This is a genomic window from Neobacillus sp. C211 (assembly GCF_051842875.1).
GTDB lineage: Bacteria > Bacillota > Bacilli > Bacillales > Cytobacillaceae > Neobacillus.
In genome coordinates this window covers 166,012-186,868 of sequence record NZ_JBPXRO010000004.1, presented here as the reverse complement: position 1 = coordinate 186,868, position 20,857 = coordinate 166,012, and the positions used below count along the sequence as shown (strand labels likewise).

At 39.2% G+C, this 20,857-nt stretch carries 21 protein-coding genes and 1 pseudogene; 2 read left to right on the top strand and 20 right to left on the bottom strand.

Features of this window, described 5'->3' with window-relative positions:
- Positions 1 to 194: 194 nt before the first annotated feature.
- The 13 genes from phaC to ACSU6B_RS05995 form a co-directional block, all read right to left on the bottom strand.
- Positions 195 to 1,274: a class III poly(R)-hydroxyalkanoic acid synthase subunit PhaC gene (gene phaC / locus ACSU6B_RS06055; protein WP_410883746.1), complete on the bottom strand. Its 1,080-nt coding sequence runs from the start codon at positions 1,272 to 1,274 to the stop codon at positions 195 to 197.
- A gap of 87 nt (positions 1,275 to 1,361) precedes the next feature.
- Positions 1,362 to 1,751: a hypothetical protein gene (locus tag ACSU6B_RS06050; RefSeq protein ID WP_410883588.1), complete on the bottom strand. Its 390-nt coding sequence runs from the start codon at positions 1,749 to 1,751 to the stop codon at positions 1,362 to 1,364.
- Between the two features lie 60 nt (positions 1,752 to 1,811).
- Positions 1,812 to 3,362 carry an acyl-CoA carboxylase subunit beta gene (locus tag ACSU6B_RS06045; protein WP_410883586.1) on the bottom strand — a complete coding sequence of 517 codons (1,551 nt, stop codon included), beginning with the start codon at positions 3,360 to 3,362 and terminating at the stop codon, positions 1,812 to 1,814.
- A 33-nt stretch (positions 3,363 to 3,395) separates the two neighbouring features.
- A complete protein-coding gene (gene accB / locus ACSU6B_RS06040; RefSeq protein ID WP_410883584.1) occupies positions 3,396 to 3,941 on the bottom strand; it encodes an acetyl-CoA carboxylase biotin carboxyl carrier protein in 546 nt (181 codons plus the stop codon).
- Between the two features lie 33 nt (positions 3,942 to 3,974).
- Positions 3,975 to 5,327 carry an acetyl-CoA carboxylase biotin carboxylase subunit gene (gene accC / locus ACSU6B_RS06035; protein ID WP_410883582.1) on the bottom strand — a complete coding sequence of 451 codons (1,353 nt, stop codon included), beginning with the start codon at positions 5,325 to 5,327 and terminating at the stop codon, positions 3,975 to 3,977.
- Between the two features lie 165 nt (positions 5,328 to 5,492).
- Complete coding sequence (locus ACSU6B_RS06030) at positions 5,493 to 6,461, bottom strand: electron transfer flavoprotein subunit alpha/FixB family protein (RefSeq protein ID WP_410883580.1); 969 nt, start codon at positions 6,459 to 6,461, stop codon at positions 5,493 to 5,495.
- Positions 6,462 to 6,482: 21 nt separating this feature from the next.
- Positions 6,483 to 7,247 (bottom strand): electron transfer flavoprotein subunit beta/FixA family protein, encoded by a 765-nt coding sequence (locus ACSU6B_RS06025; RefSeq protein WP_410883578.1) that lies wholly within the window; start codon positions 7,245 to 7,247, stop codon positions 6,483 to 6,485.
- A gap of 69 nt (positions 7,248 to 7,316) precedes the next feature.
- Positions 7,317 to 7,727, bottom strand: coding sequence for a MaoC/PaaZ C-terminal domain-containing protein (locus ACSU6B_RS06020; RefSeq protein WP_410883576.1), 411 nt, complete (start codon positions 7,725 to 7,727; stop codon positions 7,317 to 7,319).
- 31 nt (positions 7,728 to 7,758) lie between these two features.
- Positions 7,759 to 8,211, bottom strand: coding sequence for a MaoC family dehydratase N-terminal domain-containing protein (locus ACSU6B_RS06015; RefSeq protein ID WP_410883574.1), 453 nt, complete (start codon positions 8,209 to 8,211; stop codon positions 7,759 to 7,761).
- 60 nt (positions 8,212 to 8,271) lie between these two features.
- On the bottom strand, positions 8,272 to 9,414 hold the full coding sequence (locus ACSU6B_RS06010) for an acyl-CoA dehydrogenase (protein WP_410883572.1): 1,143 nt from the start codon (positions 9,412 to 9,414) through the stop codon (positions 8,272 to 8,274).
- Positions 9,415 to 9,537: 123 nt separating this feature from the next.
- Positions 9,538 to 10,320: an SDR family NAD(P)-dependent oxidoreductase gene (locus ACSU6B_RS06005; protein WP_410883570.1), complete on the bottom strand. Its 783-nt coding sequence runs from the start codon at positions 10,318 to 10,320 to the stop codon at positions 9,538 to 9,540.
- A gap of 251 nt (positions 10,321 to 10,571) precedes the next feature.
- Positions 10,572 to 11,048 (bottom strand): 2,4'-dihydroxyacetophenone dioxygenase family protein, encoded by a 477-nt coding sequence (locus ACSU6B_RS06000; RefSeq protein ID WP_410883568.1) that lies wholly within the window; start codon positions 11,046 to 11,048, stop codon positions 10,572 to 10,574.
- A 189-nt stretch (positions 11,049 to 11,237) separates the two neighbouring features.
- Positions 11,238 to 12,026: an SDR family NAD(P)-dependent oxidoreductase gene (locus tag ACSU6B_RS05995; protein WP_410883566.1), complete on the bottom strand. Its 789-nt coding sequence runs from the start codon at positions 12,024 to 12,026 to the stop codon at positions 11,238 to 11,240.
- A gap of 142 nt (positions 12,027 to 12,168) precedes the next feature.
- Here ACSU6B_RS05995 and ACSU6B_RS05990 point away from each other — a divergent pair, with 142 nt between their 5' ends.
- Positions 12,169 to 13,074 carry a LysR family transcriptional regulator gene (locus ACSU6B_RS05990; protein WP_410883564.1) on the top strand — a complete coding sequence of 302 codons (906 nt, stop codon included), beginning with the start codon at positions 12,169 to 12,171 and terminating at the stop codon, positions 13,072 to 13,074.
- Between the two features lie 101 nt (positions 13,075 to 13,175).
- On the opposite strand, the gene ACSU6B_RS05985 is transcribed toward ACSU6B_RS05990, so the two are convergent.
- From ACSU6B_RS05985 to ACSU6B_RS05965, 5 genes are all read right to left on the bottom strand, one after another.
- On the bottom strand, positions 13,176 to 13,856 hold the full coding sequence (locus ACSU6B_RS05985) for a 3-oxoacid CoA-transferase subunit B (protein ID WP_215003561.1): 681 nt from the start codon (positions 13,854 to 13,856) through the stop codon (positions 13,176 to 13,178).
- Between the two features lie 62 nt (positions 13,857 to 13,918).
- Positions 13,919 to 14,623: a CoA transferase subunit A gene (locus ACSU6B_RS05980; RefSeq protein WP_410883562.1), complete on the bottom strand. Its 705-nt coding sequence runs from the start codon at positions 14,621 to 14,623 to the stop codon at positions 13,919 to 13,921.
- A 209-nt stretch (positions 14,624 to 14,832) separates the two neighbouring features.
- Positions 14,833 to 14,994 (bottom strand): hypothetical protein, encoded by a 162-nt coding sequence (locus ACSU6B_RS05975; RefSeq protein WP_215003565.1) that lies wholly within the window; start codon positions 14,992 to 14,994, stop codon positions 14,833 to 14,835.
- 37 nt (positions 14,995 to 15,031) lie between these two features.
- Positions 15,032 to 16,321 carry an MFS transporter gene (locus ACSU6B_RS05970; RefSeq protein ID WP_410883560.1) on the bottom strand — a complete coding sequence of 430 codons (1,290 nt, stop codon included), beginning with the start codon at positions 16,319 to 16,321 and terminating at the stop codon, positions 15,032 to 15,034.
- A gap of 160 nt (positions 16,322 to 16,481) precedes the next feature.
- Positions 16,482 to 17,537, bottom strand: coding sequence for a TauD/TfdA family dioxygenase (locus ACSU6B_RS05965; RefSeq protein WP_410883558.1), 1,056 nt, complete (start codon positions 17,535 to 17,537; stop codon positions 16,482 to 16,484).
- A gap of 384 nt (positions 17,538 to 17,921) precedes the next feature.
- Here ACSU6B_RS05965 and ACSU6B_RS05960 point away from each other — a divergent pair, with 384 nt between their 5' ends.
- Positions 17,922 to 18,695 carry an SDR family NAD(P)-dependent oxidoreductase gene (locus ACSU6B_RS05960; RefSeq protein WP_410883556.1) on the top strand — a complete coding sequence of 258 codons (774 nt, stop codon included), beginning with the start codon at positions 17,922 to 17,924 and terminating at the stop codon, positions 18,693 to 18,695.
- A 691-nt stretch (positions 18,696 to 19,386) separates the two neighbouring features.
- Here the strand turns inward: ACSU6B_RS05960 and ACSU6B_RS05955 are convergent.
- Together ACSU6B_RS05955 and mmuM are read right to left on the bottom strand one after the other, a co-directional pair.
- Positions 19,387 to 19,769: pseudogene (locus ACSU6B_RS05955) on the bottom strand (DDE-type integrase/transposase/recombinase); the annotation flags it as partial.
- Between the two features lie 147 nt (positions 19,770 to 19,916).
- Positions 19,917 to 20,849, bottom strand: coding sequence for a homocysteine S-methyltransferase (gene mmuM, locus ACSU6B_RS05950; protein WP_410883554.1), 933 nt, complete (start codon positions 20,847 to 20,849; stop codon positions 19,917 to 19,919).
- Positions 20,850 to 20,857 lie beyond the last annotated feature (8 nt).

The window sequence follows — 20,857 nt, the reverse complement described above, 5'->3', positions numbered from 1 at the left end:
ATACTTGGAATGTTTTGAAAAATGGTAAGTTGGGTAATTATAATAAACTTTTGCAATCGCAAAATTTTCACAAAGGGAACACTTAATTTGATACGATGCTTTGCTGAGATGGGGAGCATCTAAAAATGGCAGTGCTTCTTTCATATGTGTTTTACATACCCACATAATTTCACCCTTCCTCCAATCTTTTTAAACTAATAACAAGATCGTTCTTCCAACCAATTACCAATCGTTGGATATGTTATTTTTGAAGCTTTACTTCCAAAAGCAATGGACGTGTGACCTACTGGTAATTTTATATACTGTTTGTCTTTACTGGATATGCAATTCATCAATGCTTCTACTTGATGTGGTTGTGCAATGATGTCAATTTCACCTGATAAGTTGAGCACATTCGCAGTGATTGCCTCAAGATTAACCTTCCGGCCTCGAATAACCAGTTCGCCTTTGATAAGCTTGTTTTTTTGATAGAATTCGCGAATCCACTGACGATAGGATTCCCCTGGAAATGGAATGCCATCATTTAACCATTTTTGCAGAAGTTTAAAGCTCTTTACGAAACTTTCATTATCAGCCCGATCAAAAAGACTAACATATGGTCCATAAAAGTTTGCCATCGGTTTGAGTAATTTGTTTCCGATGTCAATCATTTCAGGTGGGATATTCCCGTATGTTTGAACCAATTTATCAATATCAAAATGTTGCTCATCCAGCATTGCACCATATACGCCTGTTTCTTCAAAATCAAATGGGGTTGTCATAAAGATAAGGTTACGAATTGGTAACTCAGGGTGCAGAGCTGCAAATATTGATGTTATCGTACCACCCATGCAGTATCCAAGAATGGACACTTCCTCCGCATTCGATTTCCGCAAGACTTTTTGCACTGCTCTTGGGATGTAATCCATAATATAATCATCTAATTTCATATTTTTATCTTCCATGCCTGGTGTACCCCAATCAAGTAGATAAACGTCAAAGCCTCGATTTACTAGATATTCAACTAAACTGCTACCCTTCGTTAAGTCCATGATATAGGGCTTATTAATCAGTGCAAAAATCAAAAGAAGTGGAGTTTTATATTTTTTCGGTTGTTCTGAAATATAGCGATAAAGCTTGGTTTTATTTCTAGTCCAAATAACTTCTTTCGGCGTTGGGCCAACCTCGGGCTCAGCATCCTTCATTAACACTTGAGTTACACTTTTTACACGTCTATTCATCTGTTGATACTCCTCTGGCATCATCCCGATAAAACTTTCGTATTGTTTTGTCATTAGATCCTTCATTACTATCCACCCCTAATGTAAAATTAAATTAAAACTTTTCACTTAATATGAACTTAATTTCTATATACTTTACATTTAAGATTTTAATAAAGTAATGATTTGGTTCAGTTTATTATCAAGACTTTTCATTTCCTTTTTTAAACTTGCCATTTCTCGTTGAGATTCCACTGATTCATTTTGATTATCCTTGTAATCTTGTATAAATTCTTCTAAATCATCCACTTTCGCATCGATATTAACAATTTGCGAGGAAATATGCGCAAGGTCATTTCTTGATGGTAGATTGACAAATTCATAATAACGTTCTGTAGTTTCATTCAACATATTTTTTAATTGAAGATTCATCTCCAACAACTGTCCTATCCCCTCAGCTGGAAATTTCTTTGTCACTCTATCATCAAAAAGCTTGCTGTACTTGGTGTAATAATCCTTCCAAATTTCATAAGTGTTAAAGTTTTGTAACATCTTTACTCCTCCAATTACCTATATAATTTAATGATTTTACTAGATTTTTAAAATCTAATCTTATAACGGAATATTTCCATGCTTTTTTTTCGGTCTTGATTCTTTTTTTGTTCTAAGCATCTCTAAAGATTGTTTCAGAACTTTCCTTGTATCTCTAGGATCAATCACGTCATCAACCATGCCATGAGAGGCGGCAACATAAGGATTCGCAAACTTGTTTCGATATTCCTCAATTTTTTCAGAACGAGTTACTGCTGGATTGCTGCTTTGGTTAATTTCTTTCGCGAATATAATATTTGCTGCTCCTTCAGGACCCATTACGGCGATTTCCGAGTTAGGCCAAGCATAGACAATGTCCGCACCGATGGCTTTTGAATTCATTGCCACATAGGCTCCGCCAAATGCTTTTCTTAAAATAACCGTTATTTTGGGCACAGTCGCTTCCGAATATGCATAGAGAATTTTTGCTCCGTGACGAATGATTCCGCCGTGCTCTTGATTGACCCCTGGGAAAAACCCAGTAACGTCTTCAAATGTGATAATTGGAATGTTAAATGAATCACAGAATCGAATGAATCTGGCAGTCTTATCCGAAGAATTAATATCCAGTCCTCCAGCCATTACTTTTGGCTGATTGGCAATGACCCCCACACTATTTCCATCAATACGTCCAAAACCAACCACGATATTTTTCGCATAGTCTTTTTGTACTTCCATGAAATCACTGTGATCTAGAACTTGTTCTAATACCTTCCGAATGTCATATACCTTTGTTCCATTGAGAGGTACTAGGTCAAGCAAATCTTCGCGCCAATCACTCTCTTCACAAATTGGAAGAGCCTGAGGAGTTTCCGAATTATTTTGAGGGAGAAAGGTAATTAATTTCCGTACCTCATCTAAGACCTCGTGTTCAGAATCCCCAGTAAAATGCGCACATCCACTTATGGAGGAATGAACTTTTGCACCGCCAAGATTTTCCGCAGAAATGTTCTCTCCAGTAACGGTTTCAATCACCTTTGGTCCTGTAATAAACATTTGACTGGTTTTGTTGACCATAAACACAAAATCAGTGATAGCTGGAGAATAGACTGCCCCACCTGCACAAGGGCCCATAATTACAGATATTTGTGGGATGACCCCTGAATAGATGGCATTCCGATAAAATATTTGACCGTATCCGTCTAAGGAAACAACACCTTCTTGAATCCTGGCGCCGCCAGAATCATTTAAACCAATAATGGGTGCTCCATTTTTAGCTGCCAAATCCATGATTTTGCATATTTTTGTCGAATGCATCTCTCCTAATGCTCCGCCAAAAACGGTAAAATCCTGTGCAAATACGTAGACAAGCCGACCTTGAATTTTACCGTAACCCGTCACGACCCCTTCTCCTGGGCTTTCTAATCTATCCATACCGAAGTTGGTTGAACGGTGCTGAATGAATGGATTTAATTCCACAAAGGAATCTTCGTCTAGCAATAAATCAATTCGTTCCCTTGCAGTTAACTTCCCGCGATTATGCTGGGTATGAATTCGCTCGTCTCCCCCGCCAAGAGCGACCTTACCTTTCCGGTCCCAAAGATCAAAAATCTTCTCATAAACTGTGCTCATTGGTTATCTCAACCTCCTCTCTGCTAGATATATTTAGGATGTCTGTTTCACTAAGAAAAGCGGTTGACCGTACTCTACGAGCTGGCCATTCTCGACGAGAACTTCAACAATCTCGCCGTCCAATTCAGCTTCAATTTCATTAAACAATTTCATGGCTTCTAAAATGCAGACCATGGTTGATTTCTCAACTTTATCTCCAATTTTAACAAAAGGTGCCGCGTCAACTCCTGGTGCTCTGTAAAACGTTCCTACCATTGGAGAAACAATTTTTGAAAGGTGTTTGATTTTATCATTTGTTTGTGTATTATTTACCTTCACTAAGTTCTCTGTCTTTGCAGCTACTTGAACATGTCCTGTTGATATCTCCTTATTTGTGTATGATGGTAAAATGGCTGTAGTCTCAGCATTAACAGAAAGAGCCTGAGTATCAGAAGTGTTTATCCCCTTTTGAACTACTGGTGCTGTCCCAATACTTCTACGAATTAATATTTTAGAATTACCTTCTTCAATTTCGAACACTTCTATTGAAGAATCATCCACTAATTTAATCATTTCTCTAATTTCTTGGATTTTGAACATCTTTCTCTCTCCTTAGTAATCGTAAACTATGAATTATTCTTCTAACTTCAATGGATTGTTTTCAAGAAATTTTGTATTAAATTGTCCTTTTATAAAGGATTCATGTTCAAGTAATTTTTGATGAAACGGAATCGTTGTCTTGATTCCGCTAATGACAAATTCATCAAGCGCTCTTTTCATCCGCGCGATGGCTTCTTCACGATCTTTTCCCCAAACAATCACTTTTGCGGCCATCGAATCATAAAAAGGAGAAATTTCATAACCAGGATAGACAGCGCTATCCACACGTACACCATACCCCCCTGGAGGTAGATACATTTCGACTTTCCCTGGAGAAGGCATAAAATTCTTTGCCGGATTTTCTGCATTTATACGGCATTCAATTGCCCACCCATTGATTTTTATATCTTCCTGTCCAAATGACAGAGGGTACCCTGCTGCGACTAAGATCTGTTCCTTGATTAAGTCAATCCCAGTAATCATTTCTGTCACTGGATGTTCTACCTGAATTCGCGTATTCATTTCCATGAAATAGAAATTGTTGTTTTTATCTAATAGGAACTCAACAGTACCCGCTCCATAATAATGAACAGCTTTTGCAGCGGCGATTGCTGCAGAACCCATCTGTTCACGAGTCTTTTGCTCAAGTGCTGGTGACGGGGCTTCTTCAACAAGTTTTTGATGGCGTCTTTGGATGGAACAGTCTCTTTCACCTAGATAAACAACATTACCCAACATGTCTCCAATTATTTGAATTTCTACATGACGCGGTTCCTCAATGTATTTCTCGAGATACACCCCAGCGTTTCCAAATGCAGTTTCAGCTTCTTTCTGGGCTTGACGAATGGCTTTTCGTAAATCCTCTTCATCCTCGGCTACTCTCATTCCCTTGCCGCCGCCGCCAGCTGTTGCCTTCACGATGACGGGGAATCCAATTTCCTTTGCAATAGTTAGAGCTTCTTCGAGGTCTTCAATTAGGCCATCTGTTCCTGGAACGGTAGGTACACCTATACTTTTCATGGTATCTCTCGCGACCGCTTTATCTCCCATTTTATTTATGGCTTCTGCTTCAGGACCAATAAATGTAATATTATAATTCAAGCAGATTTCTGCAAAGTTAGCGTTTTCAGCTAAAAATCCATATCCCGGGTGGATCGCATCCGCATTTGTAGATAATGCAACACTTATTATATTAGGAATATTCAAATAACTTTTAGCAGACGGCGTGGGTCCAATACAATATGCTTCGTCTGCCAGTTGAACATGCAGAGCTTCACGGTCTGCTTCAGAATATACAGCGACCGCAGCTATCCCCATTTCCTTACACGCCCTAATCACACGGACAGCAATTTCTCCTCGATTAGCAATAAGAACCTTTTTAAACATATACAAGTTCCTTTCGAACAGTAATTTTATAGAGAGTGTCCATATTTGATGAAATGTCTCTCTTCCACCAGAACCTTATTCATTACTCCATTGATGGCAGATTTTTATTTAGAAGAAATTTGCTTATAAAAAAGAGTTAAGCTTGTTTTCAATCACAGGTAGTTTTTAAGAGGTTACTAGTGCTTTTTTGAATTCTTCCGTCAGCAATGGAACCACCTCAAACAAATCACCCACTATACCATAGTCCGCTATTTGAAAGATGGGTGCTTCCGGATCTTTGTTAATAGCAACAATTACTTTAGAGTTAGACATTCCAGCTAAATGCTGAATGGCACCAGAAATTCCACAGGCAATGTACAAATCAGGAGTGATGACCTTTCCTGTTTGTCCGATTTGCAGTGAATAATCGCAGTATTCGGCATCGCATGCACCACGAGAGGCACCTACCGCACCCCCTAGGACATCCGCCAGTTTCTGAAGCACCTTAAAACCTTCTGACTTTTTAACCCCTCTACCACCAGAAATGACTACTTTCGCTTCTAATAAATCTACACCGACAGTTGTTTTTTGTATTACTTCTTTTACAACCGTCCGTAAGTCTTTGATTTCAGCATAAAAGCGCACAATCTCAATCGTTCCGCCCATTTCTTCCACCGGGATGTTATTCGGACGGACAGTTGCAAATGGGATGCCAGATACTACTTTCTTTTTCTCTAAGGCTTTTCCGGAAAAAACAGGACGGGTGAAGATAACATCAAAGTCTTCCACCTGAACATCAATGACGTCAGATACAAGTCCTAGTCCAAATCGCGATGCTATCCGCGGTGCAAGATCTTTTCCGATTCCCGTATGTGGCATTAATATAGCTTCTGGTTCGACTACATCAATTACCTGGCTTAAGCATTGAGAATATGCATCTGTTGTATACACATCGAGTTCATCGTTGGAAATAATATATACTTTATTTGCTCCATGTTTCCCTAAAACACTTGCATAATGAATGGCATCGCTGCCGAAAGCCACAGCTATAATTTCTCCGCCTTCTGCAATGCGCTGCGCAGCTGTCAGCGACTCAAGCGAAACACCTCTTAGGTTCCCAGCTTTAGCTTCAGTCACTACAAGTACTTTTCTCATGTTTGTCCTCCTTGGTGATGATTAGATTACCCTTGCCGCACTGCGAAGTAGCTCAGCCAGTTCAGAAACTTGAGCTTTTATTTCTCCGTTCAGGATACGTCCTGCACCTTTTTTCGGCGCAAAAAATATCTCGGTAGTGATTGTCTTTACTTCCAGAACGTCTTCAATATGTAAATCATCAATCTCAATCCGCTCAATTGGCTTTTTCTTCGCTTTCATGATGCCGGGCAAGGAAGGATAACGAGGCTCATTTAATCCTTGTTGTGCTGTAACCAATACTGGAAGAGATACCATGACAACTTCTTTATCTCCTTCAACGTCACGCTCGATTACCGCCTCGTTTCCATCAATCTCCAGCCTTGTAATCGTCGTCACTTGGGGAATATCAAGTTCCTCTGCAAGGCGCGGACCAATTTGTCCACTGCCATAATCAACTCCCACATTCCCGCCTAATATGATGTCAAACTCCCGATTTTTAATAACGGCCTCAAGAATTTTGACTGTACTGTATTCATCAAGATTTAAATCTTCGCTATTAACCATAATCCCTTTATCTGCACCCAGCGCAAGCGCTGTTCGGAGCCCATTCTCTGCACGTTCCGGTCCTACCGTGATAGCCGTTACTTCTCCACCATGCATATCCCGCAAATGAAGCGCTTCTTCAATCGCATATTCATCGTAAGGATTGATGATGAAGTTTACCCCTTCTTCTTTAACCGATCCATATTTTAACGCAATTTTTTCTTCGGGATCGAATGTTTGTTTCATCAATACCAAAATGTTCATTTTTTCGTATCCCCTTCTGATGTAATATTTTTAAAGCACTCTGGGTTTAACGATTTTAATACAATTGCCCTATGAATTCCTTGATAGCAGTGTCGCTTCAAAAATCCCTGAAACTTTTACATCGCCTTCACCATTTTTCGCCAGGACTTCTCCTACTACTAAGTTGTCAGCCTTTTTCTCTTTCACTCTGCCAACAATTTCGATAGATTCTCCAGGATACGTCATTTTACTAAAGCGTACTTGTATTCTCTTAATGTTTCTTCGTGATATCCAGGATGTAACTCCTTGAGATAACATCCCCATAACTAACATACCGTGAGCGATAATGCCTGTGCCGGCTTCCTCTCCAACCTCTTCTACGGTATGCAGAGGATTAAAATCTCCAGAGGCTCCGGCAAATTTTACGAGCTGGACTCGTGTAATCGGATCTTTTTTCAGAACTGGGAATGAATCTCCCACCTCTAGGTCTTCAAAATACATGATTCGTTTCGCCCCTCTAATCATCTACTTTTTAATGACAGTGAATTAACGTAATTTTAGCAATTGCCACTAATTCGCCTTTTTGATTGGTATATCGTGTTTCTTCTGTAATAAAATCCATTCCGCCCGAGGAACCGATTTTGGTATCAGCCCGAACAATTTTACTCATAACCTGAAGCTCATCCCCGGCATAAATATCACCTAAATATTCATACTCCTGCCCACCATGCAATATTTTAACTGGGTTTAAATTCAATGCCTCCATTTTTTCTTGGAAGCCATATCCGCCATGGTAATCTATGATCTGCAAAAAGGTTAGCGGAACAGGAATGCCTTCATAACCAGCTTCCTTAGCTGCCTCCAAGCTGTAGTAAACGGGGTTATCATCACCAATAGCAATGGCTAATTCTTTTATTTTTCCTTTTTCAACAGCCATGCTGTATGGTTCTAACTCATACCCAAGTAAATCATTCACATCCGACATGGTCATTCACCTCTTTTTAATCGATTACGTTCCTATTTTTATTACATATTTCGAATTTAGCTATTCTTTAAGCAGATTCCCAGCAATTACAAGACGCTGAATCTCTTGCGTTCCTTCATAGATTTGGGTGATCTTTGCATCTCTCATATAGCGTTCTACTGGATATTCCCTTGTGTAACCATATCCGCCAAATACTTGAACTGCTTCGACTGCTACTTCCATCGCGGTGTCTCCGGCAAACAGTTTGGACATCGCAGATTGAAGTCCATAAGGGATACCTTGATCCTCACGCCATGCGGCTTGATAGGTCAATAAACGGGCAGCCTCGATCTTTGTAGCCATATCAGCCAGCTTGAATTGAATGGCTTGAAGCGAACTAATCGGTTTGCCAAACTGGACGCGATTCTTCGCATATTCGACCGCTTTATCAAACGCTCCCTGAGCGATTCCCACCGCTTGGGAAGCAACTCCGTTACGGCCTCCGTCGAGGGTCATCATCGCAATTTTAAACCCTTCACCCACTTGTCCCAAGCGGTTGTCCTTTGGAATGCGGCAGTCCTCAAAAATTACTTCGGTCGTCGCGGAAGAGCGAATGCCCATCTTTTTCTCCTTTTTTCCCACAGAGAAACCCGGGAAGCCCTTTTCTACGATAAATGCTGTAATCCCCTTTTGCTTTAGATTCGGATTGGTCTGAGCGAAGACAATATAGATGTCCGCATAGCCGCCGTTGGTAATAAAAATCTTCGAACCGTTTAAGATCCAGTCATCCCCGTCACGCACGGCCGATGTTTTCATTCCTCCGGAATCGGATCCGGATCCAGGTTCCGTCAAGCAATATGCCCCCATGCTTTTTCCTTCCGCCATAGCCCGCAAATATTTTTGCTTTTGTTGCTCCGTTCCAAACTTGTAAACTGGCCATCCTGCTAACGATGTATGGGCAGCAAGAGTGGTGCCTATGGAAGCATCCACTCGCGAAAGCTCTTCCAACGTGATCACATAACTTAAATAATCGGTACCTGCACCACCATACTCCTCCGGCCAAGGGATCCCACATAATCCAAGTTCGGCCATCTTGTGCCAAATCTTAATATCAAAGTGTTCTTCTTCATCGCGCTGAGCAGCAGTAGGCTCAACTTCGTTTAAAGCAAACTCGCGCACCATTTTTTGCATCATTTGATGTTCATCGGATAATAAAAAGTTCATTGTTAGTCCCCTATCAAATATATTTTTGTGCATTCAATTATGCCCATGAAATAATTGACCGAGCGATTGCTCATTTTTTCTGTAAAAACTCCAACCCTTTCATGGGTGGGAATTTAACGGCTATTACACTTTTTGTTCGATAAGTTTTCGGGAATAGATGGTTACCCATTTCCTTGGCAGCAACCCTACAGATTTAGCCATGAGTTTATTTTTAAAGCCTGGGATGATCACCGTTTTATTCTTCATTAACCCTTCAAATCCGTATTTGGCAACAGATTGTGGTTCCATCAAGTTCTTAATGAAAATTTTTGTTCCTGTTGCGGCCAACCCTTGCGTGAGCGGCGTTTTGGTAGAAGGGGGACATAATACAGAAACTTGAACTCCGGTTCCTTTAAGTTCTTCCGCAATTGCTTCCGTAAAGAATAAGACGTACGATTTGCTGGCCCCATACATCGACATCCCTGGAGTTGGCTGAAAGGCTGCTGTGGAAGCCACGTTTAAAATTTTACCGTGCTTCCGTTTCACCATGTCATCCGCAACAAGTCTAGTTAAATACGTGAGCGAGATCATGTTGAGCTGGAGGTATTCCATTTCTTTTTGAATATCCAATTCCGTCATCAACCCTAATCCGCCAGCTCCGGCATTATTAATTAAAATATCGATGTCGATGCCTTCGCTTTTCAAGTATTGATGCAAGCTCTCTACTGTTTCATGGCTGCTTAAGTCACCGGCATAAGTATTTACATGCACTCCATAATCCTTTTTTAAATTCTCCGCTTGTTGTTCCAACAACGTTGCGTCTCTGGCAACTAATATCAAGTTATAGCGATGGCCTGCGAAAACTTTTGCGAATTCCAAACCGATCCCTTTAGTAGCGCCTGTAATTAAAACTGTTTCTGTTGGCATATATTTTTTAGCCCCCTCGAGTTTGGAATATTCTAAAATTTATAAATATTATTATGTTATTAATTATACTCATAAGTAATAATTAAATAAAATTAAAATTTTTAATGTATAAGTAAGTATTACTACTATTCAGATAGTGAAAACTATCAATTTTTCTAATTTTCTGTAAATAATAGAAATTACACATAATAAAAGAGAAGCCTCTTAGTCAATTAGACAACGGGCTTCTCTTTTTATTACAGATTTATTTATTAAAATGCAGTCACATCAACAGGTTCAATTCCTTCAGCCTCACAATAGTCAAGGTATTTTTTCAGGAATGATTCCCAATTATCTCGTGCAAGAATTTCTCCATTCTCACCCAAATAGTCTAATGTTCCTTCCACAATATTGAAGGTAATAACGTCTTCATCCCCTACAGCTGTAGGTGTATGCGTGGATCCGGCAGGTTCAAAAACCATGTCGCCAGGTTTGGAGATCCAGGGCTCTTCGAGATATCTCCAAGACCCTTGAACGGTATAAACAATGACTTGTCCAGGATGGAAATGGGCCGGAAGCTGCATTTTCGCAGGAACATATAATAACGTAATATTCTGTCCTGTCACAGGGTTCGCTTTAAGCAATTTAAATTTCGCATCTCCGAAATAAGGAACCCAAGGCAATTCATCTACATTAACATTTCCTGCATGATATGCTACTGCTTCTTGTACATTTTTTACATTACTCACAAAAATCCCCTCTTCCAACTTATATGTTTTTTAAATCCGCATGATGTTAACGCTTACATTTTTCAGCTAATTAACTTTTTCGAATTTATTAATCTCAGTATATTTTTAATTTTCAACTAAGTAAAATAGTTATTTTTAACATGCAATTAAGTTTGATTAATTTACACAGACAAGTTATTTGGTTGAAATTTACTTAGCCCCAAGTCCACCATCAAGAGTCAAAATTTGTCCAGTACAATAATCAGATGCTGCTGAAGCAAAGTAAAGGAGTGCACCTACCAAATCATTGTCACTGCCTAACCTTCTAACTGGAACTTGTGAGGCAATGAAAGGGCCTGCTTTGTGTACAAGTGTTCCCGGTATTTCTGGGTTATTCATTCCTGTAGTGAAAACTCCAGGAGCAATTGAATTTACATACACTCCATGGCGACCCCACTTAACTGCTAGATCCTTCGTTAAAGTCATGACTGCACCCTTACTAGTTGTATATCCGACAGAATCTACTGCTTCCGGGTCAACACCTTTAAATCCGATACTAGAAGAAATATTAATGATTTTACCGTATTCGTTATTAATCATATGTTTTCCAACTGCCTGACACATCAAGAATGTTCCTGTCACATTTGTATCCAGCATAGCTTGCCATTGGTCTAAAGGCATATCCGCAGCAGGAGACTCAAAAACGGTTCCGCTGCTGTTGACTAAAATTTCGATTGCTCCAAAATGAGAAACCGCTTTCTCCACACCTTGAACGACAGATTCCCGATCTGTGACATCCAATGATAGAGCAAGTGCCTGTCTTCCTAGCGCCTCGATTTCTTTTACTACTGCTTCGCAAACCTCTAAACGCCGTGAACATACAACAACGTTTGCTCCTGCTTCTGCCAACGCCAGTGCCATTACACGCCCTAACCCGCTGCCGCCTCCGGTAACGATTGCTGTCTTACCATTTAAATCAAACAATTGGTTCGTTGCCATTCTAGTTCTCCTCCTGTATGTAGAAAATTCAAAGATTTTTAAATCTTCTTGATATTGATTATACTAATAAATTATAATTAAATAAAATTAAAGATTTTAATTTGTAAGTAAGTCTTACTAATATTTGAAAAAGGGGAACAGCATGAATATTGAACAATTACTATATATCGTAGAAGTCGCAAAATACAGTTCTCTGTCTATAGCAGCACAGAATCTACATGTGACTCAATCCAACATCAGCCAGTCCATAACCAACTTGGAAAAGGAGCTGGGGATTAAAATTCTTAAGCGGTCACGGGGACACGGCGCTGTCCCAACCGATGATGGAAGAATCATTCTGAAACTCGCCTACGAAGTACAAAAAAAACTTGAGGAAATAAAAGAGACAGCTAATTTATTGAATTCCACGGAAGTGGGGGAACTAAAAATATCGTCATTACCCGGATTGATGACGTTCCTGGTAAAAGCGATAGCAGCGTTTAGACATGATTATCCGCACGTAAATTTGGAGGTGGCCGATAAAAGTGGATCTGCTGTAATTGAAGATGTCAGGCAGCATAAAACCGACATTGGACTGGTTACGTATTCAAGCGATTTGAATATAAATATGGAAGGAATTGCTTATGAAGCACTCATTGAAGGGAAGCAGAAAATATATGTTTCTAAGCATTCTCCATTAGCCTTTCTTGGTACCGTAACACCTAATGATATACTTGATCAAACTCTTGTTACATATAAAGGTGAATTAATGCAGTATTTTGTTCAGGATTTCTTTAACAAATATAAGCCTATGAAAATCCTATTTACTTCAAATAATATGGATGGAGTTCTCCAAGCCATAAGTGAAAATTTGGCGATTACATTTGCTCCTGATTTCGTAATGAAAAACTATCCCCCTGTCATCAATGGTGATATCATCCCAATTGATTTGGTGAATCATCCGACCGTTAATATTTCTTTAGGGTTAGTTCGATCAGAGAATAAACATTTATCCACTTTTGCCAACAAATATATTCATCATTTAAAATCAGAAATTATTAAAAATTAAAAAGGAAAAAAAGAGAAGGTTCTTCGTCTTAAGTGGCGAAAAATCTTCTCTTTTTTACAAATCTATCTCTACCTTAACTGGAATTAGCAGTGTTACCTCTTTTACCTTGTTATAGGAGCCTTTTGGCGATCCCCTTTACCACATGTCAAATTGGCGCTGATCGTAAAGGAAGCCTCCGTCTTCTCTATCACTTCATCAAGTGAAACACCGTCTTGAGTTTCTACAAGAATCATTCCCTCGGGAGTAAAATCAAACACAGCCAAGTCCGTAATCAGTCGATTGACAACTTTTTGACCTGTCAATGGAAGGGAACAGCTTTTTTTGATCTTGGATTCATTGTACTTATTGGTGTGCTCCATTATGACCACAATTCTTTTGGCACCATGGACAAGATCCATCGCCCCTCCCATCCCTTTGATCATTTTTCCCGGGATCATCCAATTTGCTAAGTCACCTTGTTCGGAAACCTCCATGCCTCCCAGGATGGCCAGATCAATGTGTCCCCCACGTATCATGGCAAAGGACTCAGCACTGTCAAAGAAAGATCCACCAATTACCGCTGTAACCGTTTCTTTCCCTGCGTTAATAAGATCAGGATCTTCCATCCCTTCAACTGGATAAGGTCCAATGCCAAGCAATCCATTTTCGGATTGCAATAATACATGAACTTCTTTAGGGATTTCGTTTGCAAGTAAAGTAGGAATTCCAATTCCTAGATTCACGTTCATCCCAGTTTGAATCTCTTGAACCGCACGCTTAATGATTTTTGTCCTAGTATCCATACTGTTAATCCTCCTGAAAAATTGCATTGTAATTTTTGTGGTAAGTTACTCTTTAAAGGTAATTAATTATGTATGACGGTACGGCGTTCAATTCTTTTCACATAATTTTTTCCTTCCAATATCCTTTGGACATAGATCCCAGGTGTATGAATCTCATCCGGATCAAGTCCACCCACTTCAACTATTTGCTCCACTTCGGCAATCGTTATCCTGCCTGCCGTTGCTGCAAGTGGATTAAAATTCCGCGCTGTCTTCCGGTAAACAAGATTTCCTAATGTGTCCCCTTTCCATGCCTTGACGAAGGCAAAATCCCCAACAATTCCTTCTTCAAGAATATGTGCTCTGCCATTAAAAAATCGCTGTTCTTTGCCCTCTGCAATCGGTGTACCCACGCCAGTGGGCGTATAGAATCCAGGGATGCCAGCTCCTCCTGCCCGAATTCTTTCCGCCAGTGTCCCCTGGGGAACAAGCTCTACTTCCAATTCTCCACTTAAAAATTGCTTTTCAAAGATCTTGTTCTCTCCCACATAGCTTGCCACCATTTTCTTAATCTGCTTATTGGCAAGTAGTAAACCCAGTCCCCAGTCATCCACCCCACAATTATTACTAACAATCGTTAAGTCTTTTGTTCCCTTTTCCCGTAATGCCAGAATTAAATTCTCGGGAATACCCGACAAACCAAACCCACCAACAATGATGGTTGCACCATCTTGAATATCTTGAATCGCTTCAAAAAATGTTGTATTTAACTTTCCTTGAACTGCCAATATTTTCACTCCCTGCATTATTATCTTAATTATTAGAATCTTTTTATTATGATAACAATTATACTCATAAGAATTAATTAAATAAAATTAAACTTTCTAATCTTCAAGTAAGTAATGTTTATATACAAAAAAACTAGAATCTTAAAAATAATTAAGGACCTCCGTAATAAGGAGGCCCTTTTACAATTCAAATCATGTTACGATTCTAACTAATTTAATTCATCCACTTCAATATGATCATCAGCGTAAGTCTCGGACATCTTATCCTGACAATTCCAGCACTTACTGCGATTTCGCTCCATAATAGCTAATTCTTCATGACAATCTACACAACAATCCATCTCAGAAACGGCCTTTTCATTTTTACACATAGTTTATTTCCCTCCTTGATTCACCTATTCATGATTTTTATACAATAACTTGTTCCTCAGGTTTTATCGTTGTTTGACTTTGGTTCGCGGGACGAACAATAGCCCAAAACAATGTTCCCATTACGAACATAACCAAAGAAGTTACTTGGAAGCCATAACCATATCCAATTGCCTCAGTTCCTGCATACTGGATAAGATACCCGAATATGAGTGGAGCTATAATGCTTGTTGAACTTGATAGAGCCACATAGGCCCCTTGAGCCTTTCCAATGTTTTTGGGAGAAAAGAATTCCATTAACATTGCGGGTGCGAGTGAAAGAATTACAATCGCTAAACCCGGAGCAAGGATGAAGAATAGAATGGAAATAGCACTTGAGCTAAAGGCATTTGCAAGGAATAAACAAATAGCGGATAGCACCATCGTAACCCCTGCAACATTTATTCGTGCTTTACGAATATCTCCTGTTTTGCGATAAAGCCGATCCGATAATAAGGCAAATACAATTTGGCAAATGGCAGCGAAAAGAAAAGGTAAAGACACTGCAAGTTTTAACACTTTTCCATCAAAATGTTGAATTTTGGTAAAATATGCAGGAAACCATACCGCTTGAACGGACAATAACCAATAGGCACAACCTGCACACAAAACGGTAAAAATAAAATTTTTAGAAAAAAGATGCGGAAGAAACTGACGCCATGAAACCTTAGAAGAAATTGATGAGTGCTTATCTTCTTGCTCAAAAGCATACGAACCGATTTCCTTTGGACTTTCTTTTCCAAAAATCAACCATAAAACTAGCACCATTAGTCCAACAATCCCCATTGCTAAAAAAGCAGATCTCCATCCATATTGATTGATCAATGAGAGTAATAATGGCGAAGCAATCGCAGGTCCGATTGTTGCTCCAAAGAGAACAGCGCCAAAGCCTATACCATGTCTATGTTTAGGGAACCATTTTCCTATTAATGAAGTTGATATAGCAACGGCAGGACCTTCTCCTGCCCCTAAGACCATCCTTGATATTACTAGCAGAGACAGACTGGAAACAAAAGGTGTGGTAAATTGAACAGCCAACCATACAAACGAGATCCAAGTAAACATTTTTTTCGTATTTCTTGAATCGGCCATCCCCCCTATAATGAAAGAGGAAAAGGTAAAGAACCAAAAGAACGAACTTCCGACAATTCCCCATTGTGAAGGACTTAAATGTAACTCTTTCATTAGAGGAACAGATACCAAACCAATGATAACTTTATCAACTTGGTTGATCATACCTGAAGCTACTAGAATTAATAATATGATCCAAGAATATTTTGGTGTTTTCAAATTAAAAATCTCCCCTTATTTTCTACTATTTTGGGAAAACCTTTTGATGAAACCATAAAGGCACGCCCGTTCACATGAATCAATTGGTGTTCTTAATAGTTTATAAAGGTAAATCTTCCGTGTTTAAACTCTCCTAAACTCTTTATATTTATTAAATCCATTACCTCATTTTTTCTGCAATACCACCAGCTGTTTGTTCACGTACGGGAATACCGCCGCGACCCGCTTTACCTGTTTTCTCATCAATAAACATCGCGAAGTCGGGCGCAATTCCTCGCCCATTTGACATCGTGAGCCACAATCTTAATAAATGACGTTTGCGTTCGGGTTCTTCATAGTCTTCGTATACAGTACGTGAATGAAGAACAGTATAATTATTAACAAATTGCATATCACCCGGTTCCATCATCATATCAATATGCATGTTTTCATCATGTAGGAGGGAATCCATTAAGTCATATGCTTCAATTTCAACTTTCGACAAATATCTACCTGTTTTCGCTTGTGCCGATTCAACATATCCGCGGTTATATCTGCAGCTCAATTTACCTTCGTAATAACTAAAGACTGGTGATGAATAAACAGGAGATTCACCTGGTGTTTCCTCACCACGACGATCCAAGAAATATGGAAGATAGAGAATTCCAAGATACTCTGGGTACTGATCCAGAATTTCATTGTATACCGCCATGGCACTTACGATACTACTGTAACCCCCAGATTTAGCTTTTCGAAGACTTAATAATCCGACTACGTCAGATCCATCTGGGTGAAAGGGAAGATGGGCATTCGTTTGGTAACCGCGTACATTTGAATCATTAAGGTCGAGACCTTGGTCAACAACATGTCCTAATATATCACCTTTTGCGTTTTGCGTTACCGGGATGCCAAGGTGGACTCCGAGACCCCAGTAAATGATGCTTGCTTCTTCATCTGTATACTTTTCAATTGGTAAGCCACGAATTAATAGGAAACCTCTTCCATTTTCCAGCTCGTCTATAAAGTAGGCTATTTCTTCAGAAAGATCCGGAATTGGAAAGTCGTCCTTGTTAAAATCAGGTGCCTTTAACCCTTTTTGTTTTACATATAATAAAGCGCTTTCAAGAATCTCAATAGTTTTCTCTGACAAATAATAAATCCATGAATCATCTTTAACTAAATCAATACCTTTCCAAGCTACTGGTCCTTGAATTTTTTCCTTTAAAATAGACGGCACCGAGAATCCTCCTTCGTTTTCTATTGCAACTTTAACTTTGTTCCCCCCCTTTATTTCGATGGAAGCGCTTTTAATAACTTTCTGACTGGTATAATAGTGATAATAGTTATTATGTTAATTATATTCATAATTTTCAGTTTAAAAAAGTTTAAATTTTTAATTTGCAAGTAAATATTACTAATAAGAAAAAATACGACAACCTTATCCATGGAAAATTTACAACATATAACATGATATTAATAAAACTTAATTACAAGTTAAAATTTTTAATTTTATATAAGTATAATTTATAGGTAGAATCAAAATAGAAATGATTAAAATATTCTAATAAATCACTTTCGAGCTGAGGCTATTACAAGTTAATTCGAACCAGGAGGTTGAACTATGGACTTAAAATTATCTGGAAAAAAAGCACTTATCGTTGGAGGAAGCCGGGGGATTGGCAAGGCTATTGCCCGTCAGTTGGCTTTAGAAGGTGTAGATTGTACGATTTGTTCAAGAAACGAATCTTCACTAAAGAATGCAGCAGAAGAATTGGCCAACGAAACCAACAGAAATATTTATCCAATTGTGGCGGATACCAATGATCCTGACTCTATCCTAAATTTAGTTGAAAAATCTGCAGCAGAAATGGGAAGCATTGATATTTTAATCAACAGTGGGGCCCGTGTTGGCGGCCATGAGCCGGAGGATTTTAACAGCATTAAAGATGAACTAATCTTGAAAGATTTTGAAGAAAAGTATATGGGCTATTTTCGTTGTGTCCGGGCTGTTGCTCCTTATATGATCAATAATAATTGGGGACGTATTATCAATATAAGTGGTCTAGCAGCTAGAATTGGCGGCAATTATTTTAGTTCAGGTCCTCGTAATGCATCTGTTGTCCATATGACAAAATCCGCCTCATTAGAATTAGGAAAGCACGGAATTACTGTCAATGCTGTTTATCCAGGGATTGTCGATACGGAAACGTTTAGAGGCAGGGTCACTAATGAGGAAGCTATTCGCCAGGCAGCATCGATGAATGCCCTCGGCCGCTTGATTACACCTGAGGAAATTGCTTATGTCGTTACCTTCCTAGCATCACCTTTAGGCGCTTCGATAACTGGAGATGTCATTTCGGTAACCGGTGGAATTGGAAATACCGTTTATTATTAAAAGCCAAGGCTTGATATTGTTACAGTTTCGTAGATTATCAAAAATTTTCTATTAAAAAAATTACGCTATTTAAAAAACGAGCCTCACTAAATTCTGAGGCTCGCCGCAAAGGACACCACAAAATTTAGATTTTGCATTCTTTCTTAATAAGGAAGTTTTTTTGTTTGGTTTGCCTAACTCAACCTTGAGGAGGAAGTAAAATGAAAAAAGTAGCTCAAGCTTATACTTGATATAAGTTCATGGTTCTTAAATGTTTTACCCTTCATGGTAAAACAGTTCAGAGCCTAAATGAACATTGTCGTTTTCTTTTAATTGACGAATAAGTTCTTCACTTTTTGTTAAATCCCAAACGTTCGCAAATGATTTTCAAACTTAAACGAACGTAAAAAACGGCCCTTTTTGAGCAAAAACAAACCGTTCGTAAAAGTGTACTTTTTCGAACAGGTAAACAGTAAGAAAAGTAAAAAATTCTCCCCTTACAGAGGACACTGTAAAACACTTACATTTTTTAGAAGAAACGCCCTTCGGGGAGTTTTTTTGTTAAAATAAAGGTAAATCATTTAATTATTGGAGTTTAGTAATCGGAATGTCTTGTGGTCATTGTGTAAATACGATTGAAACATTTGTCGGAAAGTTAATATGTAATCGTGAATACGACTTTAGATTGCCTTCCTCCCTTTTTATCCTCCTATTATTGTCTAATATACTCAACATCATTGATTTTCCACCCTTGGTCTTTTATATACAAAACTTCGCTGCCACTTATAATCCCAAGAGGCTGTTCGAAAAAATTTCAATCCTACCATCGAACAAACTCTCTTTTTAATAAAACGATGATCTTTCTCCACATTTTTATAAGATATTTTACTTGCCTTATTTGGATGTCTATAGGCATCTTTTTCTCTTTCCCCAACACTTCAATCGATATAGGACAACGAGGTTCTTGTCTACTGTTATAAAGCGGAGCTTTAAAATATGAAAAGACCGCAAAGCTTTCTTAAAGAAACGCTTTGCAGCCTTATGATTTCTTGCTTTACTTAAATAAAAATCAATCGTATTTCCTTCTGAATCAACGTGCGTTATTATTACATCACTGACTCTTTACTTATCTTGAAGTTTTTTGACCAGAACCAACATTTTTGTTGCACCATGACCAGATACTAGCGAAAAGGTTAGGGATGTAGAAAATACTCTAACACCAAAATCCTTGCTTTTTTATTCTTACCTCGCCCATGCAGCAATGGTCGTTATGTCCTCCGGTTTTGTCCTGCAGCAGCCACCAATCAATCGGGCACCGCATTCATACCAGTGATGGGTACTGTCGCTGTAAGTTTCTTCGGATGATGCCCCATGCCATGTTTTGGTGACTGCATCGTACTGCTCGCCTAAATTTGGATATACGATGATGGGTTTGACTGTGTGACTGTGCACTTTTTTTATTAGCGAAGAAATGTACTGGGGCCGCGTGCAGTTTATTCCGACGGCAGCCACTTGATCATGTTTATCCAGCCATTCTGCACATTCAGCAACCGGGGTTCCATCACTAATATGCAGTCCGTCTTTTGCACTGAAGCTGATCCATGCATAGGTTCTGGGAAACTCTTCTAATAACCTGACGATTGCTCTGGCCTCCATCAGACATGGAATAGTTTCACAGGCCAGGATATCGGCACCGGCATCAATCAGGGCTTTCATACGGGGCCTATGGAAACTCATAAGTTTATCTTCGGTCATCGTATAGTCTCCTCGATATTCAGATCCGTCAGCAAGGAATGCGCCATATGGCCCTACTGAACCGGCTACTAAAGGCTTCGACCGGTTTGACCGGTTCTCGGATTTTCCCCAGAATTCATCGCGTGCTTTTAAGGCTATCTGGACGGATTTCTTTATGAGAAATAGCGCTTCAGCCTCACTTAAACCGCGTCGGGCAAATCCTTCGACAGTTGCCTGGTAACTGGCGGTGATAGCACAGTCAGCTCCCGCTGTAAAATAATCCGTATGTACCTGTTTGATAAGTTCCGGATTTTCCATAAGTATGGTTGCCGACCAAAGGCTGTCGTTCAAATCACAGCCATGACGCTCAAGCTCAGTTGCCATTGCACCGTCAAGTATAACTAGCGGGAATTTCTGTAATATGTTTTCAATAGGATTCATTGTAGTAC

Bases quoted from the DNA above. Each gene is read 5' to 3' on its own strand.
- phaC (WP_410883746.1), bottom strand. From the start codon at position 1,274: ATGACAAAACAATACGAAAGTTTTATCGGGATGATGCCAGAGGAGTAT.
- ACSU6B_RS06050 (WP_410883588.1), bottom strand. From the start codon at position 1,751: ATGTTACAAAACTTTAACACTTATGAAATTTGGAAGGATTATTACACC.
- ACSU6B_RS06045 (WP_410883586.1), bottom strand. From the start codon at position 3,362: ATGAGCACAGTTTATGAGAAGATTTTTGATCTTTGGGACCGGAAAGGT.
- accB (WP_410883584.1), bottom strand. From the start codon at position 3,941: ATGTTCAAAATCCAAGAAATTAGAGAAATGATTAAATTAGTGGATGAT.
- accC (WP_410883582.1), bottom strand. From the start codon at position 5,327: ATGTTTAAAAAGGTTCTTATTGCTAATCGAGGAGAAATTGCTGTCCGT.
- ACSU6B_RS06030 (WP_410883580.1), bottom strand. From the start codon at position 6,461: ATGAGAAAAGTACTTGTAGTGACTGAAGCTAAAGCTGGGAACCTAAGA.
- ACSU6B_RS06025 (WP_410883578.1), bottom strand. From the start codon at position 7,247: ATGAACATTTTGGTATTGATGAAACAAACATTCGATCCCGAAGAAAAA.
- ACSU6B_RS06020 (WP_410883576.1), bottom strand. From the start codon at position 7,727: ATGTATTTTGAAGACCTAGAGGTGGGAGATTCATTCCCAGTTCTGAAA.
- ACSU6B_RS06015 (WP_410883574.1), bottom strand. From the start codon at position 8,211: ATGTCGGATGTGAATGATTTACTTGGGTATGAGTTAGAACCATACAGC.
- ACSU6B_RS06010 (WP_410883572.1), bottom strand. From the start codon at position 9,414: ATGAACTTTTTATTATCCGATGAACATCAAATGATGCAAAAAATGGTG.
- ACSU6B_RS06005 (WP_410883570.1), bottom strand. From the start codon at position 10,320: ATGCCAACAGAAACAGTTTTAATTACAGGCGCTACTAAAGGGATCGGT.
- ACSU6B_RS05995 (WP_410883566.1), bottom strand. From the start codon at position 12,026: ATGGCAACGAACCAATTGTTTGATTTAAATGGTAAGACAGCAATCGTT.
- ACSU6B_RS05990 (WP_410883564.1), top strand. From the start codon at position 12,169: ATGAATATTGAACAATTACTATATATCGTAGAAGTCGCAAAATACAGT.
- ACSU6B_RS05985 (WP_215003561.1), bottom strand. From the start codon at position 13,856: ATGGATACTAGGACAAAAATCATTAAGCGTGCGGTTCAAGAGATTCAA.
- ACSU6B_RS05975 (WP_215003565.1), bottom strand. From the start codon at position 14,994: ATGTGTAAAAATGAAAAGGCCGTTTCTGAGATGGATTGTTGTGTAGAT.
- ACSU6B_RS05960 (WP_410883556.1), top strand. From the start codon at position 17,922: ATGGACTTAAAATTATCTGGAAAAAAAGCACTTATCGTTGGAGGAAGC.
- mmuM (WP_410883554.1), bottom strand. From the start codon at position 20,849: ATGAATCCTATTGAAAACATATTACAGAAATTCCCGCTAGTTATACTT.